Origin of the sequence: Streptomyces sp. NPDC018947 (assembly GCF_044390505.1) — a bacterium.
In the GTDB taxonomy this organism is placed as follows: Bacteria; Actinomycetota; Actinomycetes; order Streptomycetales; family Streptomycetaceae; genus Streptomyces.
The window spans coordinates 338,949-354,054 of the sequence record NZ_JBIRZD010000003.1; the positions used below are offsets into that span (position 1 = coordinate 338,949).

Sequence of the window (15,106 nt, forward strand, 5' to 3'; positions counted from 1 at the left end):
GAAGAGTGACAGCAGAGCAGTGATCGGGTCGTACGTGGCGGTGGGGGACAGCTTCACCGAGGGCGTCGGCGACCCCGGCCCCGACGGGGCGTTCGTCGGCTGGGCCGACCGGTTCGCCGTCCTGCTCGCCGACCGGCGCCCCGAGGGCGACTTCACGTACACGAACCTCGCCGTACGCGGCAGGCTGCTCGACCAGATCGTGGCGGAGCAGGTCCCCCGGGCGGTGGAACTCGCGCCGGACCTCGTCTCCTTCTGCGCGGGCGGCAACGACATCATCCGGCCCGGCACCGACCCGGACGAGGTGGCCGAGCGCTTCGAGCGGGCGGTGGCCGCGCTGGCCGCCACCGCGAACACGGTCCTCGTGACGACCGGCTTCGACACCCGCGGAGTGCCCGTCCTCAAGCATCTGCGCGGCAAGATCGCCACGTACAACGGGCACGTCCGCGCCGTCGCCGACCGCTACGGCTGCCCGGTGCTCGACCTGTGGTCGCTGCGCAGCGTCCAGGACCGCAGGGCGTGGGACGCCGACCGGCTGCACCTGTCGGCCGAGGGACACACCCGCGTGGCGCTGCGCGCCGGCCAGGCCCTCGGCCTGCCCGTCCCGGCCGATCCGGAGCAGCCCTGGCCCCCGCTGCCGCCGCGCGGCACCCTCGACGGCCGGCGGGACGACGTGCAGTGGGCCCGCGAGTACCTGGTGCCGTGGATCGGACGCCGGCTGCGCGGGGTCTCCTCGGGGGACCACGTCACCGCCAAGGGGACGCTGTCGCCGGACGACATCAAGATGCGGATCGCGGCGGTGGCCTGACCGCGGGCGAGGCGGGCCCCGGGCCGCCCGGACGGGGAGGTGCCCACGGCACGGATCACCGAGGGCACCTCCCGGCCACCCTCCTCAGTCCGCCGAGGTGGTCTCCCGCGTGCGGCCCGGCGCGGGCAGGTCGCAGGACTCCTTGAAGCCCTGGCTGGTGAGGCCGAGGGCCGCGTTCATACGGGACCGCAGGTTCTCCACCGCGACCATGGCCGTCAGCTCCACGAACGCCGGCTCGCCCAGCTCGGTCCGCAGCCGCTCGGCGAGATCGTCGTCGACCGTGGGAGGGGTCGCCGTGGCCGCCTCGGCGTACTCCATGACGTCCCGCTCCAGCGGCGTGTAGGCGTCGCTGTCGCGCCACACCGGAACGTCGTGGAGCTTGCGCCGGTCCATGCCGCGCCCGGCGCTCACCCAGTAGCCGAAGTCCATGCACCAGGAGCAGCCGATCGACGCGGCCGTGGCCATCACCGCGAGCGCCTTCAGATCGGCGTCCAGCTTGTTCCACCTGGCCACGGACTGCTCGAACCGCAGGTCGCCCCAGAGCACGCGCGGGTTGTGCGCGAGCGCCTTGGCGGGATCGAGGGTCTTGCCGTAGGCGCGCCGGGAGTACCACTCCGCGGCGCGCAGCAGGAGCGTCCGGGGCGGGGTGAGGGATACGCGGGCCATGGCGGCCACCTTCCTGTCCGTCGTGCCGTTCTCTTCCGGGCCCCCTCTCCGGGTGCCCACACCGGTACGACGGACGGAGGGAACACGGATGTGACATCCGTCGTTCGAGGTGTTGTCGGAAGATCCGACGACGATCACCTGACCCACTCCACCTGGAGGTTCCGTGGCCGGTCCCCGATCCCCGCGCACCGGGTTCCGTGTGCCGCGTCCCGCGGCCTTCGGAGCGGACCCGGGCGGTGAGCGCATGGCGCGTATCCGCAGGTCGCCGCATTTCCGCGACGGCGTCTTCCAGAACCCCGGGGGCGCCGCCAGGACCCGCCCCTCGGGATCGGCCCGTGAGTTCGCCAAGGTCTACTTCGACCGGGCGTCCCGGCTGGGCCGCGCCCCGCTCGGCACGGTCCCGGTGCACGCCACCACGCTCGCCGACCTGACCCGGCCGCCCGCCTCCGGCCTGCGGATCACCTGGGCGGGGCACTCCAGCGTGCTCACCGAGATCGACGGGCAGCGGGTGTTGTTCGATCCCGTGTGGGGCGAGCGCTGCTCCCCCTTCCCCTTCGCCGGCCCCAAGCGGCTGCATCCGGTGCCGCTGCCCCTCGCCTCCCTCGGGCCGGTCGACGTCGTCGTCATCTCCCACGACCACTACGACCACCTGGACATGCCCACGATCAAGGCGCTGGCCGGCACGGACACCCTGTTCGCCGTGCCGCTCGGCGTCGGCGCCCACCTGGAGCACTGGGGCGTGTCCCCCGCGCGGCTGCGCGAACTCGACTGGCACGAGTCGACGCGCGTCGGCGGTCTCACCCTGACCGCCACCCCGGCCCGCCACTTCTGCGGACGCGGGCTGCGCAACACCCAGCACACCCTCTGGGCGTCCTGGGTCGTCGCCGGTGAGCGGCACCGCGTGTACCACAGCGGGGACACGGGCTACTTCGACGGCTTCCGGGAGATCGGCGCCGCGCACGGCCCGTTCGACGCCACGATGATCCAGCTCGGCGCGTACTCCGACTTCTGGCCGGACATCCACATGACCCCGGAGGAGGGTGTGCGGGCCCACCTCGATCTCCAGGGCGGGCGGCCGGGGGGTGTCCTGCTGCCGATCCACTGGGGGACGTTCAACCTGGCGCCGCACGCGTGGGCGGAGCCGGCGGAGTGGACGAAGGACTCCGCCGTGGAGGCCGGCCAGGCGGTCGCGTTCCCGCGGCCGGGGGAGCCGTTCGAACCGGCGGGGAGGCTGCCCAAGGAGCCCTGGTGGCGGGCGGTGTCCCAGCCGTTGGCCCACCCGTGGCGCCGAGCCCGGCGTGCCGAGGGCGCGGCCGAGGCGAGCCGGGGTGATCTCGACCTCGCGGGCGAGAGGTGACGTCTGCCGGAGGCCGGGCATCGGGCGGGGCGAGCCGGGGAGGAGCCGGGCGGCGTCAGGCGGACGTGGACGACTCCTGTTCGAGGCCGAGTTCCCGGAGCAACTCGACCGCGCGGGGCCAAGGGCCGTAACCGGCGGCGGGGTTGACGTGTCCCGCCGGGCCGAGGCCGACCAGGCGGCTGTCCCAGTCGCGAGCCAGTTCGGCGACGCGCGCGAACCGTGCCAAGGGGTCGTTCCTGCCGGCCGCGACGATGCTGGGGAAGGGCAGCCGCAGCCGTGGCACGGGCGACCAGCCGTGCTCTCTGAGCTCGTGCGGGGACGGGTAACCGTCCGGCAGGGCCGTGTCGAAGTCCGGCGGGGCGACCAGGAGCGCGCCGTCGATCCCCAGGCCGCCGTGCTGACGTGCCCAGTGGACGGTGGTGAGGACCCCCGCGCTGTGCGCTGCCAGCAGCACCCGACCGGACAGGCCGCTCAACGCCTCCTGCAGCGCCGCCACTTGCGCCCACCGGCTGAGCCTGTCCTGTTCCAGCGGAGGGACGGTCCGGGTACGGGGGAGCTGCTGGGCGAGATGGGTCTGCCAGTGATCACTCACGTGGTCGCGCAGACCGGGGACGATCACGACGGTTGCGCGGTCGCCTTCGGTCATCGTTGTGCCTCCGGGGTCTCGGGCGCCGGGGCGGACGGACCGCCGAGCCGGCGCAGGTCCTTCTCGTATGTCGTCCTGCCGATGGCGAAGGCCGCGGCGCCCAGGAGCGCGACGAGCGGGATCACCTGGAACGTGGCGCGCAGGCCCAGGTGGTCGGCGAGGAAGCCCGTCACCGCGGGGCCCGGCGCCAGGCCGAGCAGGCTGTTGGCGAGGGTGAGCGTGGCGAACGCCGTCGCGGCGATGGCGGCGGGGGTCAGGCTCGCCACCATCGCCGTGGCCGGCCCCGCGGTGCCGGCCGCCACCAGCGTGCCGGCGCCGACGAGGACGAGCTGCGCCGGCCCGGCCGGCATCAGGAAGCCCGAGGTGAGCAGCACGAGGGAGCAGAGGCTGCAGGCGATCGCCACGGTCCACTTGCGGATCACGGCCGTTCGGCCGACACGGTCGGACACGGCGCCGCAGAGAATCATGCCGGTGCCCCCGATCAGGGCGAACACCCCGGCCGCCAGTCCCGCCTCGGCCGTCGGCAGGCCGTAGTACCGGTCGAGATAGCTGGGCATCCAGGTCAGCAGGGCCATCGCCAGGAACATCTGCATGCCGCTGCCGACGTAGGCGCAGATCACCGAGACCGAGGAGAACAGTTTCGGCAACTGCGGCCGGACGGGCGGACGTTCGACGGGAAGCGCGGGACCCGCGCCGATCCGGCGTTCCTTGACCACGAGCGCGTACAGGAAGGCCAGCGCGAGCCCGTACAGGCCCATCACCCCGAACGCCCAACGCCAGCCGTGCGCCTGCGCGACGACGCCGCCGATCGAGACACCGAGGACGGAGCCGAAGGACCCGCCCGCCATGAAGGCCCCGGCCAGCGTGGCCCGCAGGGCGACGGGGAACACGCTGAGGACGACGGCGATGCCCACACTGCCGTACGCCGCTTCCCCGATGCCGACGACGAACCGGCCCACGAACATCTGGCCGTAGCCCGCCGAGACGGCGCAGCCCAGGGTGGCCACGCTCCAGACGGTGGCCGCCACCACCAGTGTCCGTACCCGGCCCCAGCGGTCGGCGAGCAGCGACAGGGGGAACGTCAGCACACCGACCATCAGGGCGACGACGCCGCTCAAGGAGCCCAACTGACCGTCGGAGAGCAGCCACTGTGCCTTGAGCATCGGGAAGACGGCGTTGAGGACCTGCCGCGACATGTAGTCGGACAGCAGCAGGGCGAAACTCAGGGTGAACACCAGCCAGGCGTAGCGACGTGACACGGCCGGCGGGGTGGGAGACGTCTTGAGTACCGTGGTGCCGGCAGCGAGCTGCCCCATGGGCGCCACCTCTTCGTGTCCGGTGGGAGGTCAGGACGGATGACGGCCGCCGCGGCCGCGAGGTCAGAAGGGCCGGTCGCCCGATATGCCGGCGCGTTCCATCTTGCGGACCGCGGGCCAGTAGTCCTGGACGGCGTAGTGCTGGGTGGAGCGGTTGTCCCACACGGCGACGCTGTTCCGGGTCCAGCGCCAGCGCACCTGGTATTCGGGGACCGCCGCCTGGCTGATCAGATACGTCAGGAGGTTGGCGGCGCCGGGCGCGTAGTCCTGTCCGAAGCGGACGTTCTCGGGCCGGTGGTAGTTCACGAAGTGCGTGGTGAAGGCGTTGACGAAGAGGATCTTCTCGCCGGTCTCCGGGTGGGTGCGGACCACCGGGTGCTCCGGGTCCGGGTAGCGCTCCTTCAGACGACGGCGCTGCTCGGCCGGCATGACGGCCCCGAAGGTCGCCTCGATGCTGTGCCGGGCGCGCAGCCCGTCGATCCGCGCCTTCACCCGCTCGGGCAGACGCCGGTACGCCTCGGCCATGTCGACCCAGATGGTGTCGCCGCCCACCGGCGGGGTCTCCACACAGCGCAGCACCGCCCCCATGGGCGGGCTCTCCCGCCAGGTCGCGTCGCAGTGCAGGGCGTTCTCGTAGTGCTCCGGCTTGCTGTCCAGGTCCTTGTAGATGCGGACGAGGCCGGGGTGCTCGGGGTCGCTGCCGGCCACCGGGTGGTCCTCCAGGGGGCCGAACCGGCGGGCGAAGGCGACGTGTTCGGCCCGCGTGATGTCCTGGTCGCGGACGAACAGGACCTTGTACTGGAGCAGCAGTTGCCTGATCTGCGCGAACAGGTCGTCGTCGCGGGCCACGTCACCGAGGTGCACGCCGCCGAGTTCGGCGCCGAGGGTGCAGGTCAGTGGCTCGACGGTGATCGAGGTACGGAGGACTTCCGGGCGGACCAGCGCCGGGGTGGCACGCCGTGTCCGGGCACTCTGGGGCATGGGTTCACTCCTGGGGTTCAGAGGGCGAAGACGGACGACCCTGTCGTGCGGCCGGCCTCGAGGGCACGGTGGGCCCGGGCCGCCTCGTCGAGCGCGAAGCGCTGATTGACCTCGATCCTGATGCGGCCCGCCGCCACGTGCCCGAACAGCTCCTGGGACAGCGCAGCCCGCTCGGCGGGCTCGGCGATGTAGTCCGCCAGCGCCGGCCGCGTGACGAACAGCGAGCCGTGGAGGACCAGCTGCATGGCGTCGAGGGGCGGTACCCCCGAGGACGTGCCGAAGCACACCAGCAGTCCGCGGCGGCGCAGGGAGGCCATCGATCCCTCCACGGTGTCCTTGCCGACACTGTCGAAGACCACGGCGACACCCTCGCCACCGGTCAGCTCACGGACGCGCTCGGCGACGTCCTCGCGCCGGTAGTGGATGACGTGATCGCACCCGTGGCTACGGGCCACGGCCGCCTTCTCCTCGGTGGAGACCGTGCCGATGACGGTGATGCCGAGGAGCTTCGCCCACTGGGTGAGGATCAGCCCCACACCACCGGCGGCGGCGTGCAGCAGCACGGCGTCGCCGGCCCGCAGCGGATGGATGCGGCGCAGCAGGTACGCCGAGGTCAGGCCCCGCATCGTCATCGCCGCGGCGGTTTCGAAGCCGATCGCGTCCGGCAGCTTGAGCAGGGAGCCGACGGGCATCACCCGCTCGGTGCTGTAGGCGCCCAGCGGGCTGCCGGTGTAGGTGACCCGGTCGCCCTCGGCGAACTCCGTGACGCCCGCCCCGACGGCCTCGACCACACCCGCGCCCTCCACACCGAGACCCGAGGGCAGCGGCGCCGGGTACAGGCCGGTGCGGAAATACGTGTCGGCGAAGTTCAGCCCCACGGCGTGGTGCCGGACGCGCACCTCACCGGGCCCCGGATCGCCCACCTCGACCGCCTCCCAGCGCAGGACGTCCGGGCCGCCGGTCTCGTGGAAGCGGACGGCGTGTGCCATCAGACACCGCCCTCGACGTCGCGCAGCATCGAGCCGCGGCGGCCGGGACGCCGGTTGGGGACCATGCCGAGGTGGGCCAGCGTCGACTCGGTGTCCCCGTACCACTCGCCGAGCTTGTAGATCTCACGTGCCTCGGGTCCGGAGGCCACCTCGCGGCCCAGCGCGTCGGCGATCGCGACCATCTGCTCGACCTGCTGCACGGACGACATCCGCTCGCCCTTGCCGCGCCACAGGTTGTCCTCGTTGCCGACGCGGACGTGGGCCCCCAGTGCGATGCCGATCGCGTTCATCGGCGCCACGGCCCGCATCGACGCCTCGATGGTCAGGACGGCACCGTCGGGAACCCGGCGTACGAACTCGATCAGGTCGGCGGGGTGACGGCCGGCGAAGCCGCCGCCGATGGCCACGTAGTTGAGGACCATCGGGCCCTGGTACACGCCCTTGCGGATCAGGCGCTCCACGGTCTCGAGCTGTGCCAGGTTGGCGAGCTGGAAGTGCGGCTGGATGCCGCTCGCCCGCAGCCGCTCGAGGTGTTCGAGGTAGAAGCCGGGTCCCGCCTCGACCACCATGTCCCGGTACGCCTGGTAGTAGGCCGGCTTGGCGATGGACGTGCCCTCGATGTCCGCGTCGTCGAAGATCTCGACGATGTTCATCTGGTTCGTGTTGATCGCGATGGTCACCTGGTCCGGCCGTGGCGTGATCTCCGCCAGCATGTGCCGGGTGTCGTAGCTGAGCCACTTCGCGTCGCCGCCCTCGTCCTCGGGGGCGAACGAGATGGAGCCGCCGATCTGCAGCACCATGTGCGGCACGGCCTCACGGAGCCTCGCCATCAACTCGTTGAACATCGACATGCGCTTGGAGCCGTGACCGTCCAGTTCGCGCACGTGGATGTGGAGCACGGTGGCTCCCGCGTTGTAGCAGTCCACGGCCGCCTGGACGTGCTCGTCCATCGTGAGGGGGAGATCATCGGCGTCCCCGGGCAGCCACTCCGGCCCGTAGGGCGCCGCCTGGATGACCAACTTCTCCTGGTTCTCGGGGTAGAGGGAGTCGTCGAAGAAATGCATGATCCGTCTCCTTCGGAACAGCGGGAAGCACTCGACCGCCGGGTCCGCGCGCGGGACCGGTGGGCCTGGGCCCGGTGTCGCCACGCCCACCTGGGGCTTTCTCTCGCGCTACGGCAACGTTAAGGACCGGTTGCACGGCCCGCTTAACCGAAGGGGACAGCCGACTTGTCACTTGGGGACAGGAGCCGCGCACACCGTGCGCTGCGCGCGCCACGCGCGGGGACTGCAGCCGAACTGCTCGCGGAACCACCTGGAGAACCCGCTCGGCGCGGAGAAGCCGAGAAGGAGCGAGATCTCGGTCAGCGAGCGCCGCTCATTGGCCACGAGCTGTTCCGCGAGCTGGGCGCGCGTGGCGTTCAGGAGGGAGGAGAAGGTCTCGCCGGCCGAGGCGAGACGGCGGTGGACGGTTCTGCGGTCCACTCCGAGGCTGCGCGCGACCTCCTCGATGGAGCAGCGCCCGGTGGGCAGCAGGACCTCGATCAGTTCCCGGACACGGTCGGGGAGTGCCGCCTCGCGCACCTCGGTGACCGACTCGAAGTACTCCCGGGCGTAGGCGTGCAGCAACGGGTCCGACTGGGGGTTGGGCGCGTCGAGGTCAGCGGCGCGCAGCACGATCCCGTTGAAGTCCCGGCCGAACTCGACCGCCGGGCCGAACACGCGGCGGTGCGTGGCGAGTTCGGTGGGCGCGCCGTGGGTGAAGCAGACGGCGATCGGCTGCCAGCGGTCGCCGAGGACCTCCCGGAGCACGTGGTGGAAGACCCCGACGGCCAGTTCCGTGGCCTGCCGGGCGGCCATGGGTCTGCCCAGTTCCAGCCCCACCTTCAGGGTCGCCCGGCCCTCCGCCTCGTCGAGACGGCCGTGCAGCATCTCGTTGTACGTGTCCTCGTGGCGGATCAGGAGCGTGAGCACGTCACGGACGGTCGGCTCCTCCCGGGCCACGAGGCTGATGGGGCCGAGGTTGGAGAACCGCCGCCGTCGCGCCAGGAGCAGACCGAAGTCCTCCCGGTGTGCTGTCGCCGCCGACACTTCCAGGAGCCGGGCCACGGCGATCCCCGGGATCCATCGGTCCTGGCGGGTGAGCTCGCCGGGGGCGAGACCCACGCCCCGCATGAGGGTGTGTGCGTCGATGCCGAGCGACTCCGCGAGCTGGACGTAACCGTTCAGTGCGGCATTGCGGACGAGAGGCTTCATGCGCGCGCTCCTGGACTGTGTCCCCGATGGATAAGTCTCACGTCACCTCGGGGCAAGCGCTGAGCCGGGCCACGACCTAGCGTTCTGCACCACGCGCTGACACGAGGGTGGGATCTTCGGCGTACCGACCGCAAGGAAAACGGCCCCAAGGCCCGATGACAAGCCGTCGGACCCGAGGTCTGCCGGGCGGAGGGCAGACCCCGCCCGGCGGCCGGCTCGTGCCCGAGGCCGGCCGGACGAGGCCCGACGGCGAGTGGCTTCGACCCACTACCACCGCGAACGCTCCGGAGGAGTCGCATGACCAACCTCGTCACCCTTCTCACCGAGTCCGCCCGGGCCCGTGGCGACGGCCCGGCGGTGAGACAGGGGGAAACGCTCCTCACGTACGCCCGACTCGACGACGCGGTGGCACGGTTCGCCCGGCTGCTGCGCGAGCGCGGAGTCCGGCCCGGCGACCGGGTGGCGATGGCCGTCCCGAATGTCGTCCAGTTCCCGGTCGCCTATTACGGCATCCTCAGGGCAGGCGGCGTGGTGGTCCCGCTGAACCCCTTGCTCAAGGCCCGCGAACTGGCCTTCGTGCTGGGTGACTCGCGGCCCGGCCTCGTGCTGGCCTCGCCTTCGTGCGCGGGGGAGGTGGAAGAGGCCGCGCGGCGCACGGGAGTCGCGTGGCTGACCGTCGGAACCACGCAGTGGGAGCGGCTGCTGCGCGACACCGAGCCCGAATCCGCCGTCGCCGAACGAGCCGACGACGACACGGCGGTCATCCTCTACACCTCGGGGACGACCGGTTCCCCGAAGGGCGCCGAACTGACCCATCGCAACCTCATGACCAACGCGCTGACGACGGCGCGCACCGTCCTGCGTATCAGCCGGGACGACGTGGTCTTCGGCGGACTGCCGCTGTTCCACGCCTTCGGCCAGACCTGCGCACTCAACGCCGCGCTGGGTTCCGGCGCGACGCTCACGCTGCTTCCGCGGTTCGACCCGGCCGAGGCACTGCGGATCATGGCGCGCGACAAGGTCACGCTCTTTCTGGGAGTCCCGACGATGTTCACGGCGCTGCTGCACTCGGGGACCGCCGACGGCTCCGGGCCGCAGGACCTGCGGATCGCCGTCTCCGGTGGCGCGTCCTTGCCGGTCGAGACGCTCCATGCCTTCGAACGGCGCCACGACGTCGTGGTGCTGGAGGGATACGGCCTCTCGGAGACGTCTCCGGTCGCCACGTTCAACCCGCCGGACGGCCCGCGCAGGCCCGGCTCCGTAGGACTGCCCGTCAGCGGCGTCGAGCTCCGCGTCGTCGCGGACGACGGTACGCCGGTGCGCACGGGCGAGGTCGGCGAGATCGTCGTCCGGGGCGAGAACGTCATGAAGGGTTACTGGAATCGCCCCGACGCCACGAGCGAGGTCCTGCGCGACGGGTGGCTCCACACCGGGGACCTCGGCCGCGTGGACGCGGACGGCTACTGTTTCGTCGTCGACCGGAAGAAGGACCTGATCATCCGCGCCGGTTACAACGTGTACCCCCGTGAGATCGAGGAGGTGCTCCACGAACACCCCGCGGTGGCCGAGGCCGCCGTCATCGGTGTGCCGCACGAAACCCATGGCGAGGAGGTGACCGCGGTGGTCAGCCTGCGTGCGGGAGCCCGGGCCGAGGCGGAACACATCCGTGACTTCGTGAAGCGGCGCGTCGCCGCCTACAAGTACCCCCGTGTCGTGCGGATCGTGGACGCACTGCCCAAAGGGGCGACGGGCAAGATCCTCAAGCGGGAACTCTCCGCCGACCGGTGACGGGGGCACCTGCCCGTGGAGCGGTCCCGGCCCTCGCCCGGCGGAGCCGTGGGCGGGACGCCGGGCCGGGGCGGAGCCCGCGCACCGGTCGGCCGGGATCAGCCGCGCGAGGTGGTTTCCCGGACCCAGGGCAGTGCGAAGCGTTCCACCAGCACCAGCGCGAAGTAGAGCAGGACGCTCATCAACCCGATCAGGATGATCGCCGCCCAGGCGGTGGCGGTGTCGCCGACCCCGCCGGCCTGCACGATCAGATAGCCCAGCCCGCTCTCACCTGCCTGGAACTCGCCGATGACCGCGCCGATCGCGGCGAGCGGCAGCGCGACCTTCAGCCCGACGAAGACCTGCGGCAGCGCGGCGGGCAGGCGGACCTTCCGGAACGTCTGCCAGCGCGAGGCGTCCAGCGAGCGCGCCAGCTCGACCAGGTCCGCCGGGGTCGACACGAGGCCGGTCGCGGTGGAGAGCACGATCGGGAAGAAGCAGAGCAGGAAGACCATGGTCAGGACCGGTTTCTGCCCCCATCCGAGCGCTCCGACGAGCAGCGGCCCGAGGGCGATCTTCGGGACCGCGTTGACGGCGACCAGCAGCGGCATGAACATCCGCTCCAGCAACGGCGAGCCGGCCAGCGAGACCCCGATCAGCACCCCGCAGGCGGTGGAGAGCGCGAAGCCCGCGAGGGTCTCCACCGTGGTGTCGCCGGTGTGCTCCAGGAACCGCGCCGGGGCCGCCGCGAACGCCGAGAGCACGTCACCGGGCGGAGGCAGCACCGCCGGGTGGACGGCCTTCAGGACCGAGGTCAGCAGCCACCACGTGCCGAGGGTGACCAGCAGCCCGGCCACCGGCAGCAGCACGGTGCCGGCACCGGTCCCCCGCGGCAGGCCGGACCGCCGCGCGGACACCGGCTCCCGGCCCGGTGCCGGGATCTGCCGCGGCGGCGAGAGTTCGGTCATCCCATCCTCCTCGGACCGCCCGGTGCCCGTTCGGGCGGACAGTGTGATCAGCCCTTCGGTACGAGGCCGAAGTCGATGATCCGCTCAGGGGTCATGCCGCCGTGCGGGAGAGCGCCCGCGTCCTCGAGGATCGCGATGCTCTTGGAGACCCGACCCTCGTCCAGGGTCCCGATCGCGGAGCCGGAGCCGGGGGGCGTGACGTACTCGGCCATCAGCTCCAACTCGGCCGCCGCGGAGGCGGTGTTCGTGACGTCCACGTTCCGCTTGAGGATCCCGGCGGCCTCCTGCGGGTGGGCGAGGCCGTACTCCAGGCCCTTGAGCAGCGCCGCGGTGAACCGCTTCACCATCTCCGGATTCTGCTGGGCGGTCTTCGCCGAAGTGATCAGTACGTTCCCGTAGAGATCGGGCATCGCGTCGCTGTACGGCAGCAGGACGGCCTTCTTCCCGGTCACCGCCTCGACGGTCGGCTTGCCCACCACGAACTGTCCGATGCCGTCCACCGAGCCGCCGGCGAGCGTGCCCATCAGGGTCTGCGCGTCGCCGTTGACCCAGCTCACCTTGCCGGCGTCCACCCCGGTCAGCCGGGCGTACGTCGGGAAGAGGCTGCGTACGACGGAGCCCGGGGTGTCGGCGAGACGCTTGCCCTCCAGGTCCTTCGGGGAGGCGATGCCCGTGCCCTCCGTGGTGGCGATCGCGGCCATCGTGCGCTGCTGGACGGCGGCCACCGCGACGAAGCCCTCCGCCTGACCGCTGCCCATCTGCAGCAGACCGCCCGTCAGGTCGATCGGGCCGAACTGCGCCCGGCCGCTCACGACGGCCGGGATCACGCTGCCGGTGCCCTGGCCCGGCTTGATGTCCACCTCGAAGCCGGCCTCCTCGAAGTACCCCTTGTCCTTGGCCACCCAGACGTAGGCGTCCCGGCCGAAGTTGCCGAACGAGGTCAGGTAGGTCACCTTCTCCGACGACGGGCCGTCCCCGCGCGCGGACGTGCCGGAGTCGGAATCGCCGCACCCCGACACGAGCGCCAGAGCCGTGGCCAGGGCCGTCGCGGCGACCGTACGGGCGAGTCTGTTCATGTGCACCGTGTTGTCCTTTCCGACCGCCGGCCTGCCCCAGCGGAGGGGTAGTCGAGCACAGGACGGCGTAACGGAACCGCCGGAGTACATGACACGTCGCGCGAGACAGGGTACGAGAACCCCGCGCCGTCCGGAATCAGGTGCGGGGAATTCGCCGACGGGACGACGGGTACCGCCGGCCGCACGATCCGGCTAACCTGACGAGGCGTGAGGTTGCGGCCGTAGCTGTTCATCGTCCTTGGATGGGGGAGAGCGCCGGATGATCGGACTCACCGGCGTGTCCCGGACCTTCACCGGCCGTTCCGGTTCCACGGTGGCACTCCAGAACATCGATCTCCACGTCGGGGAGGGCGAGTTCGTGGCCGTGGTGGGCCGGTCCGGGTGCGGCAAGTCCACACTGCTGCGGCTGATCGCCGGACTGCTGCCGGTCTCCGAGGGAGAGATCACCGTCGGCGGCGAACCGGTCAGGGGAGCCCGGCGGGACGTCGCCATGCTGTTCCAGCGGCCGGCCCTGCTTCCCTGGCGGTCCGTTCTCGACAACGTCCTGCTGCCCGTGGAGATCGCCGGCGGGCGCGGGGCCGGGCAGCGGGCCAGGGCGCACCGGCTGCTGGAGACGGCCGGTCTCGGCGGCTTCGAGAAGCACCGGCCGCACGAGCTCTCCGGAGGCATGCAGCAGCGCGTCTCGTTGTGCCGCTCGCTGATCGGGGAGCCCCGCGTGCTGCTCATGGACGAGCCGTTCTCCGCCCTCGACGCGCTCACCCGCGCGGAACTCGCGGCGGAGCTCCAGCGGCTCCACATGGAGAACTCCGTCACCGTCGTGTTCGTCACCCACTCCATCGACGAGGCCGTCCTGCTCGCCGACCGCGTGGTGGTGCTCAGCCCGCGCCCGGGCCGGATCCGCGAGGTGGTCGGCATCGGCATCCCCCGGCCGAGGACGCCGGGCCGCACCGCGTATCTCGGCGAAGCGGCCCGGTACAGCGCCGGCCTGCACGAGCTGCTGATGGAACGGGACATGTCGGCACCGGCCGCCGGGGAAGGACTCTGACCGTGCGGATCTGCGTCTTCACCGAGCCGCACCGCGGCGCCGACTACGACGACCAACTGCGCTTCGCACGGCTCGTGGAGGCCGGCGGATTCGAGGGCTTCTTCCGGGCCGACCACTACCAGGCGATGGGCGCCGATCCCGGGCTGCCCGGTCCCACCGACGCGTGGCTGACGCTGGGCGCGCTCGCCCGGGAGACCTCGCGGATCCGGCTGGGCACCCTCGTCACCTCGGCCACCTTCCGGCTGCCCGGCCCGCTGGCGGTGATGGTGGCGCAGGCCGACCGGATGAGCGGAGGGCGGGTGGAACTGGGCATGGGCGCCGGCTGGTACGAGCGGGAGCACACCTCGTACGGCATTCCGTTCCCGCCCGTCGCGGAGCGCTTCGACCGGCTGGAGGAACAGCTCGCCGTGATCACCGGCCTGTGGCGGACACCGGCCGGTGAGCGCTTCAGCCATCTCGGCGACCACTACCGGCTGGTCGACGCGCCCGCCCTGCCGAAACCGGTGCAGGTGCCGGGGCCGCCGATCATCGTCGGGGGACGCGGCGCCAAACGCACCCCGGCGCTCGCCGCCCGGTACGCCGACGAGTTCAACATGCCGTTCAAGTCGGTGGCGGAGACGGCCCGGGCCTACCGGCGGGTGATCGACGCGTGCGACCGGCTCGGGCGGGCCGAGGCCGGCCGGCCACCGCTGGTCCTCTCGGCCGGTGTCGTTGCCGCGATAGGCCGTACCGACGCGGAGGCGCGGCGACGCGCGGCCCCGCTGCACGTCAAGAGCGCGTTGCCGCCGGAGGACCCGGTGGTCGGGTCCCCCGCACAACTGGTGCAGCGCCTCGGCGAGTTCGCCGCGATCGGCACCGAGCGGGTCCATCTGCGGCTGACCGAGCTCACCGACCTCGACCACGTGGAACTCATCGCGGCCGAGGTGCTCCCGCAGGTGGCGGACGTGGCCGCCGGTGCGTCGCGGGCCCGCTGAGGCCCCCAGCGGATGCTCTCTTCCGATCGGGTCGGACCGTTCTTCCACCCTTCCGGAGCGGATGCTTCGCCGGCACCTCGCTCTCTCGTACGAGGTTTCACACCGGAGCGGGACGTTGCCCCGGCGACTTCGCCGACTGCCCGCCGCACCCGACGCGCGGACGACTACTGTCGGTGTCCGCCGGATCACATAGGGCGGACGACCGTCCGTCCGGCCGGCACCGCGACGACGCGTGCCCGCGTGGCACCAACGGACAGGTAC

14 protein-coding genes are annotated in these 15,106 nt (G+C 71.9%); 5 read left to right on the forward strand and 9 right to left on the reverse strand.

What is annotated here, in order from left to right; translation table 11 throughout:
* Window positions 1-19 precede the first annotated feature (19 nt).
* Window positions 20-805: an SGNH/GDSL hydrolase family protein gene (locus ACH499_RS09570; protein ID WP_399014758.1), complete on the forward strand. Its 786-nt coding sequence runs from the start codon at window positions 20-22 to the stop codon at window positions 803-805.
* 84 nt (window positions 806-889) lie between these two features.
* Here ACH499_RS09570 and ACH499_RS09575 read toward each other — a convergent pair whose 3' ends face one another.
* Window positions 890-1,471 (reverse strand): carboxymuconolactone decarboxylase family protein, encoded by a 582-nt coding sequence (locus ACH499_RS09575; RefSeq protein WP_356201046.1) that lies wholly within the window; start codon window positions 1,469-1,471, stop codon window positions 890-892.
* Between the two features lie 163 nt (window positions 1,472-1,634).
* Between ACH499_RS09575 and ACH499_RS09580 the strand changes: the two genes are divergently transcribed.
* Entirely contained in the window at window positions 1,635-2,828 is a 1,194-nt protein-coding gene (locus tag ACH499_RS09580) for an MBL fold metallo-hydrolase (protein WP_399014528.1), read from the forward strand.
* 55 nt (window positions 2,829-2,883) lie between these two features.
* Here ACH499_RS09580 and ACH499_RS09585 read toward each other — a convergent pair whose 3' ends face one another.
* The 6 genes from ACH499_RS09585 to ACH499_RS09610 form a co-directional block, all read right to left on the reverse strand.
* On the reverse strand, window positions 2,884-3,474 hold the full coding sequence (locus ACH499_RS09585; RefSeq protein WP_399014530.1) for an RBBP9/YdeN family alpha/beta hydrolase: 591 nt from the start codon (window positions 3,472-3,474) through the stop codon (window positions 2,884-2,886).
* Entirely contained in the window at window positions 3,471-4,790 is a 1,320-nt protein-coding gene (locus ACH499_RS09590) for an MFS transporter (RefSeq protein ID WP_399014532.1), read from the reverse strand. Before ACH499_RS09590 ends, ACH499_RS09585 begins: the two co-directional genes overlap by 4 nt.
* Window positions 4,791-4,853: 63 nt before the next feature.
* Entirely contained in the window at window positions 4,854-5,771 is a 918-nt protein-coding gene (locus tag ACH499_RS09595) for a TauD/TfdA family dioxygenase (protein ID WP_356201037.1), read from the reverse strand.
* Between the two features lie 17 nt (window positions 5,772-5,788).
* Window positions 5,789-6,760: a quinone oxidoreductase gene (locus ACH499_RS09600; RefSeq protein WP_356201035.1), complete on the reverse strand. Its 972-nt coding sequence runs from the start codon at window positions 6,758-6,760 to the stop codon at window positions 5,789-5,791.
* Window positions 6,760-7,824 (reverse strand): 3-keto-5-aminohexanoate cleavage protein, encoded by a 1,065-nt coding sequence (locus ACH499_RS09605; protein ID WP_356201034.1) that lies wholly within the window; start codon window positions 7,822-7,824, stop codon window positions 6,760-6,762. Before ACH499_RS09605 ends, ACH499_RS09600 begins: the two co-directional genes overlap by 1 nt.
* 168 nt (window positions 7,825-7,992) lie before the next feature.
* Entirely contained in the window at window positions 7,993-9,015 is a 1,023-nt protein-coding gene (locus ACH499_RS09610) for an AraC family transcriptional regulator (protein WP_399014534.1), read from the reverse strand.
* Window positions 9,016-9,312: 297 nt separating this feature from the next.
* On the opposite strand from ACH499_RS09610, the gene ACH499_RS09615 reads away from it, so the two are divergent.
* On the forward strand, window positions 9,313-10,803 hold the full coding sequence (locus tag ACH499_RS09615; protein WP_399014536.1) for a long-chain fatty acid--CoA ligase: 1,491 nt from the start codon (window positions 9,313-9,315) through the stop codon (window positions 10,801-10,803).
* A 98-nt stretch (window positions 10,804-10,901) separates the two neighbouring features.
* On the opposite strand, the gene ACH499_RS09620 is transcribed toward ACH499_RS09615, so the two are convergent.
* Window positions 10,902-11,750 carry an ABC transporter permease gene (locus ACH499_RS09620; RefSeq protein ID WP_356201030.1) on the reverse strand — a complete coding sequence of 283 codons (849 nt, stop codon included), beginning with the start codon at window positions 11,748-11,750 and terminating at the stop codon, window positions 10,902-10,904.
* Between the two features lie 47 nt (window positions 11,751-11,797).
* The gene (locus ACH499_RS09625) at window positions 11,798-12,826 is read right to left on the reverse strand and encodes an ABC transporter substrate-binding protein (protein WP_399014538.1); all 1,029 of its coding nucleotides are present in this window, start codon (window positions 12,824-12,826) and stop codon (window positions 11,798-11,800) included.
* A gap of 259 nt (window positions 12,827-13,085) precedes the next feature.
* On the opposite strand from ACH499_RS09625, the gene ACH499_RS09630 reads away from it, so the two are divergent.
* Both ACH499_RS09630 and ACH499_RS09635 read left to right on the forward strand, forming a co-directional pair.
* Window positions 13,086-13,871: an ABC transporter ATP-binding protein gene (locus ACH499_RS09630; RefSeq protein ID WP_399014540.1), complete on the forward strand. Its 786-nt coding sequence runs from the start codon at window positions 13,086-13,088 to the stop codon at window positions 13,869-13,871.
* 2 nt (window positions 13,872-13,873) lie between these two features.
* On the forward strand, window positions 13,874-14,845 hold the full coding sequence (locus ACH499_RS09635; RefSeq protein ID WP_399014542.1) for an LLM class F420-dependent oxidoreductase: 972 nt from the start codon (window positions 13,874-13,876) through the stop codon (window positions 14,843-14,845).
* Window positions 14,846-15,106 lie beyond the last annotated feature (261 nt).

What these genes read in the sequence shown, in the direction of transcription:
- ACH499_RS09600 (WP_356201035.1), bottom strand. Translation starts at nt 6,760, where the DNA reads ATGGCACACGCCGTCCGCTTCCACGAGACCGGCGGCCCGGACGTCCTG.
- ACH499_RS09585 (WP_399014530.1), bottom strand. Translation starts at nt 3,474, where the DNA reads ATGACCGAAGGCGACCGCGCAACCGTCGTGATCGTCCCCGGTCTGCGC.
- ACH499_RS09575 (WP_356201046.1), bottom strand. Translation starts at nt 1,471, where the DNA reads ATGGCCCGCGTATCCCTCACCCCGCCCCGGACGCTCCTGCTGCGCGCC.
- ACH499_RS09630 (WP_399014540.1), top strand. Translation starts at nt 13,086, where the DNA reads ATGATCGGACTCACCGGCGTGTCCCGGACCTTCACCGGCCGTTCCGGT.
- ACH499_RS09595 (WP_356201037.1), bottom strand. Translation starts at nt 5,771, where the DNA reads ATGCCCCAGAGTGCCCGGACACGGCGTGCCACCCCGGCGCTGGTCCGC.
- ACH499_RS09620 (WP_356201030.1), bottom strand. Translation starts at nt 11,750, where the DNA reads ATGACCGAACTCTCGCCGCCGCGGCAGATCCCGGCACCGGGCCGGGAG.
- ACH499_RS09590 (WP_399014532.1), bottom strand. Translation starts at nt 4,790, where the DNA reads ATGGGGCAGCTCGCTGCCGGCACCACGGTACTCAAGACGTCTCCCACC.
- ACH499_RS09610 (WP_399014534.1), bottom strand. Translation starts at nt 9,015, where the DNA reads ATGAAGCCTCTCGTCCGCAATGCCGCACTGAACGGTTACGTCCAGCTC.
- ACH499_RS09605 (WP_356201034.1), bottom strand. Translation starts at nt 7,824, where the DNA reads ATGCATTTCTTCGACGACTCCCTCTACCCCGAGAACCAGGAGAAGTTG.
- ACH499_RS09615 (WP_399014536.1), top strand. Translation starts at nt 9,313, where the DNA reads ATGACCAACCTCGTCACCCTTCTCACCGAGTCCGCCCGGGCCCGTGGC.
- ACH499_RS09625 (WP_399014538.1), bottom strand. Translation starts at nt 12,826, where the DNA reads ATGAACAGACTCGCCCGTACGGTCGCCGCGACGGCCCTGGCCACGGCT.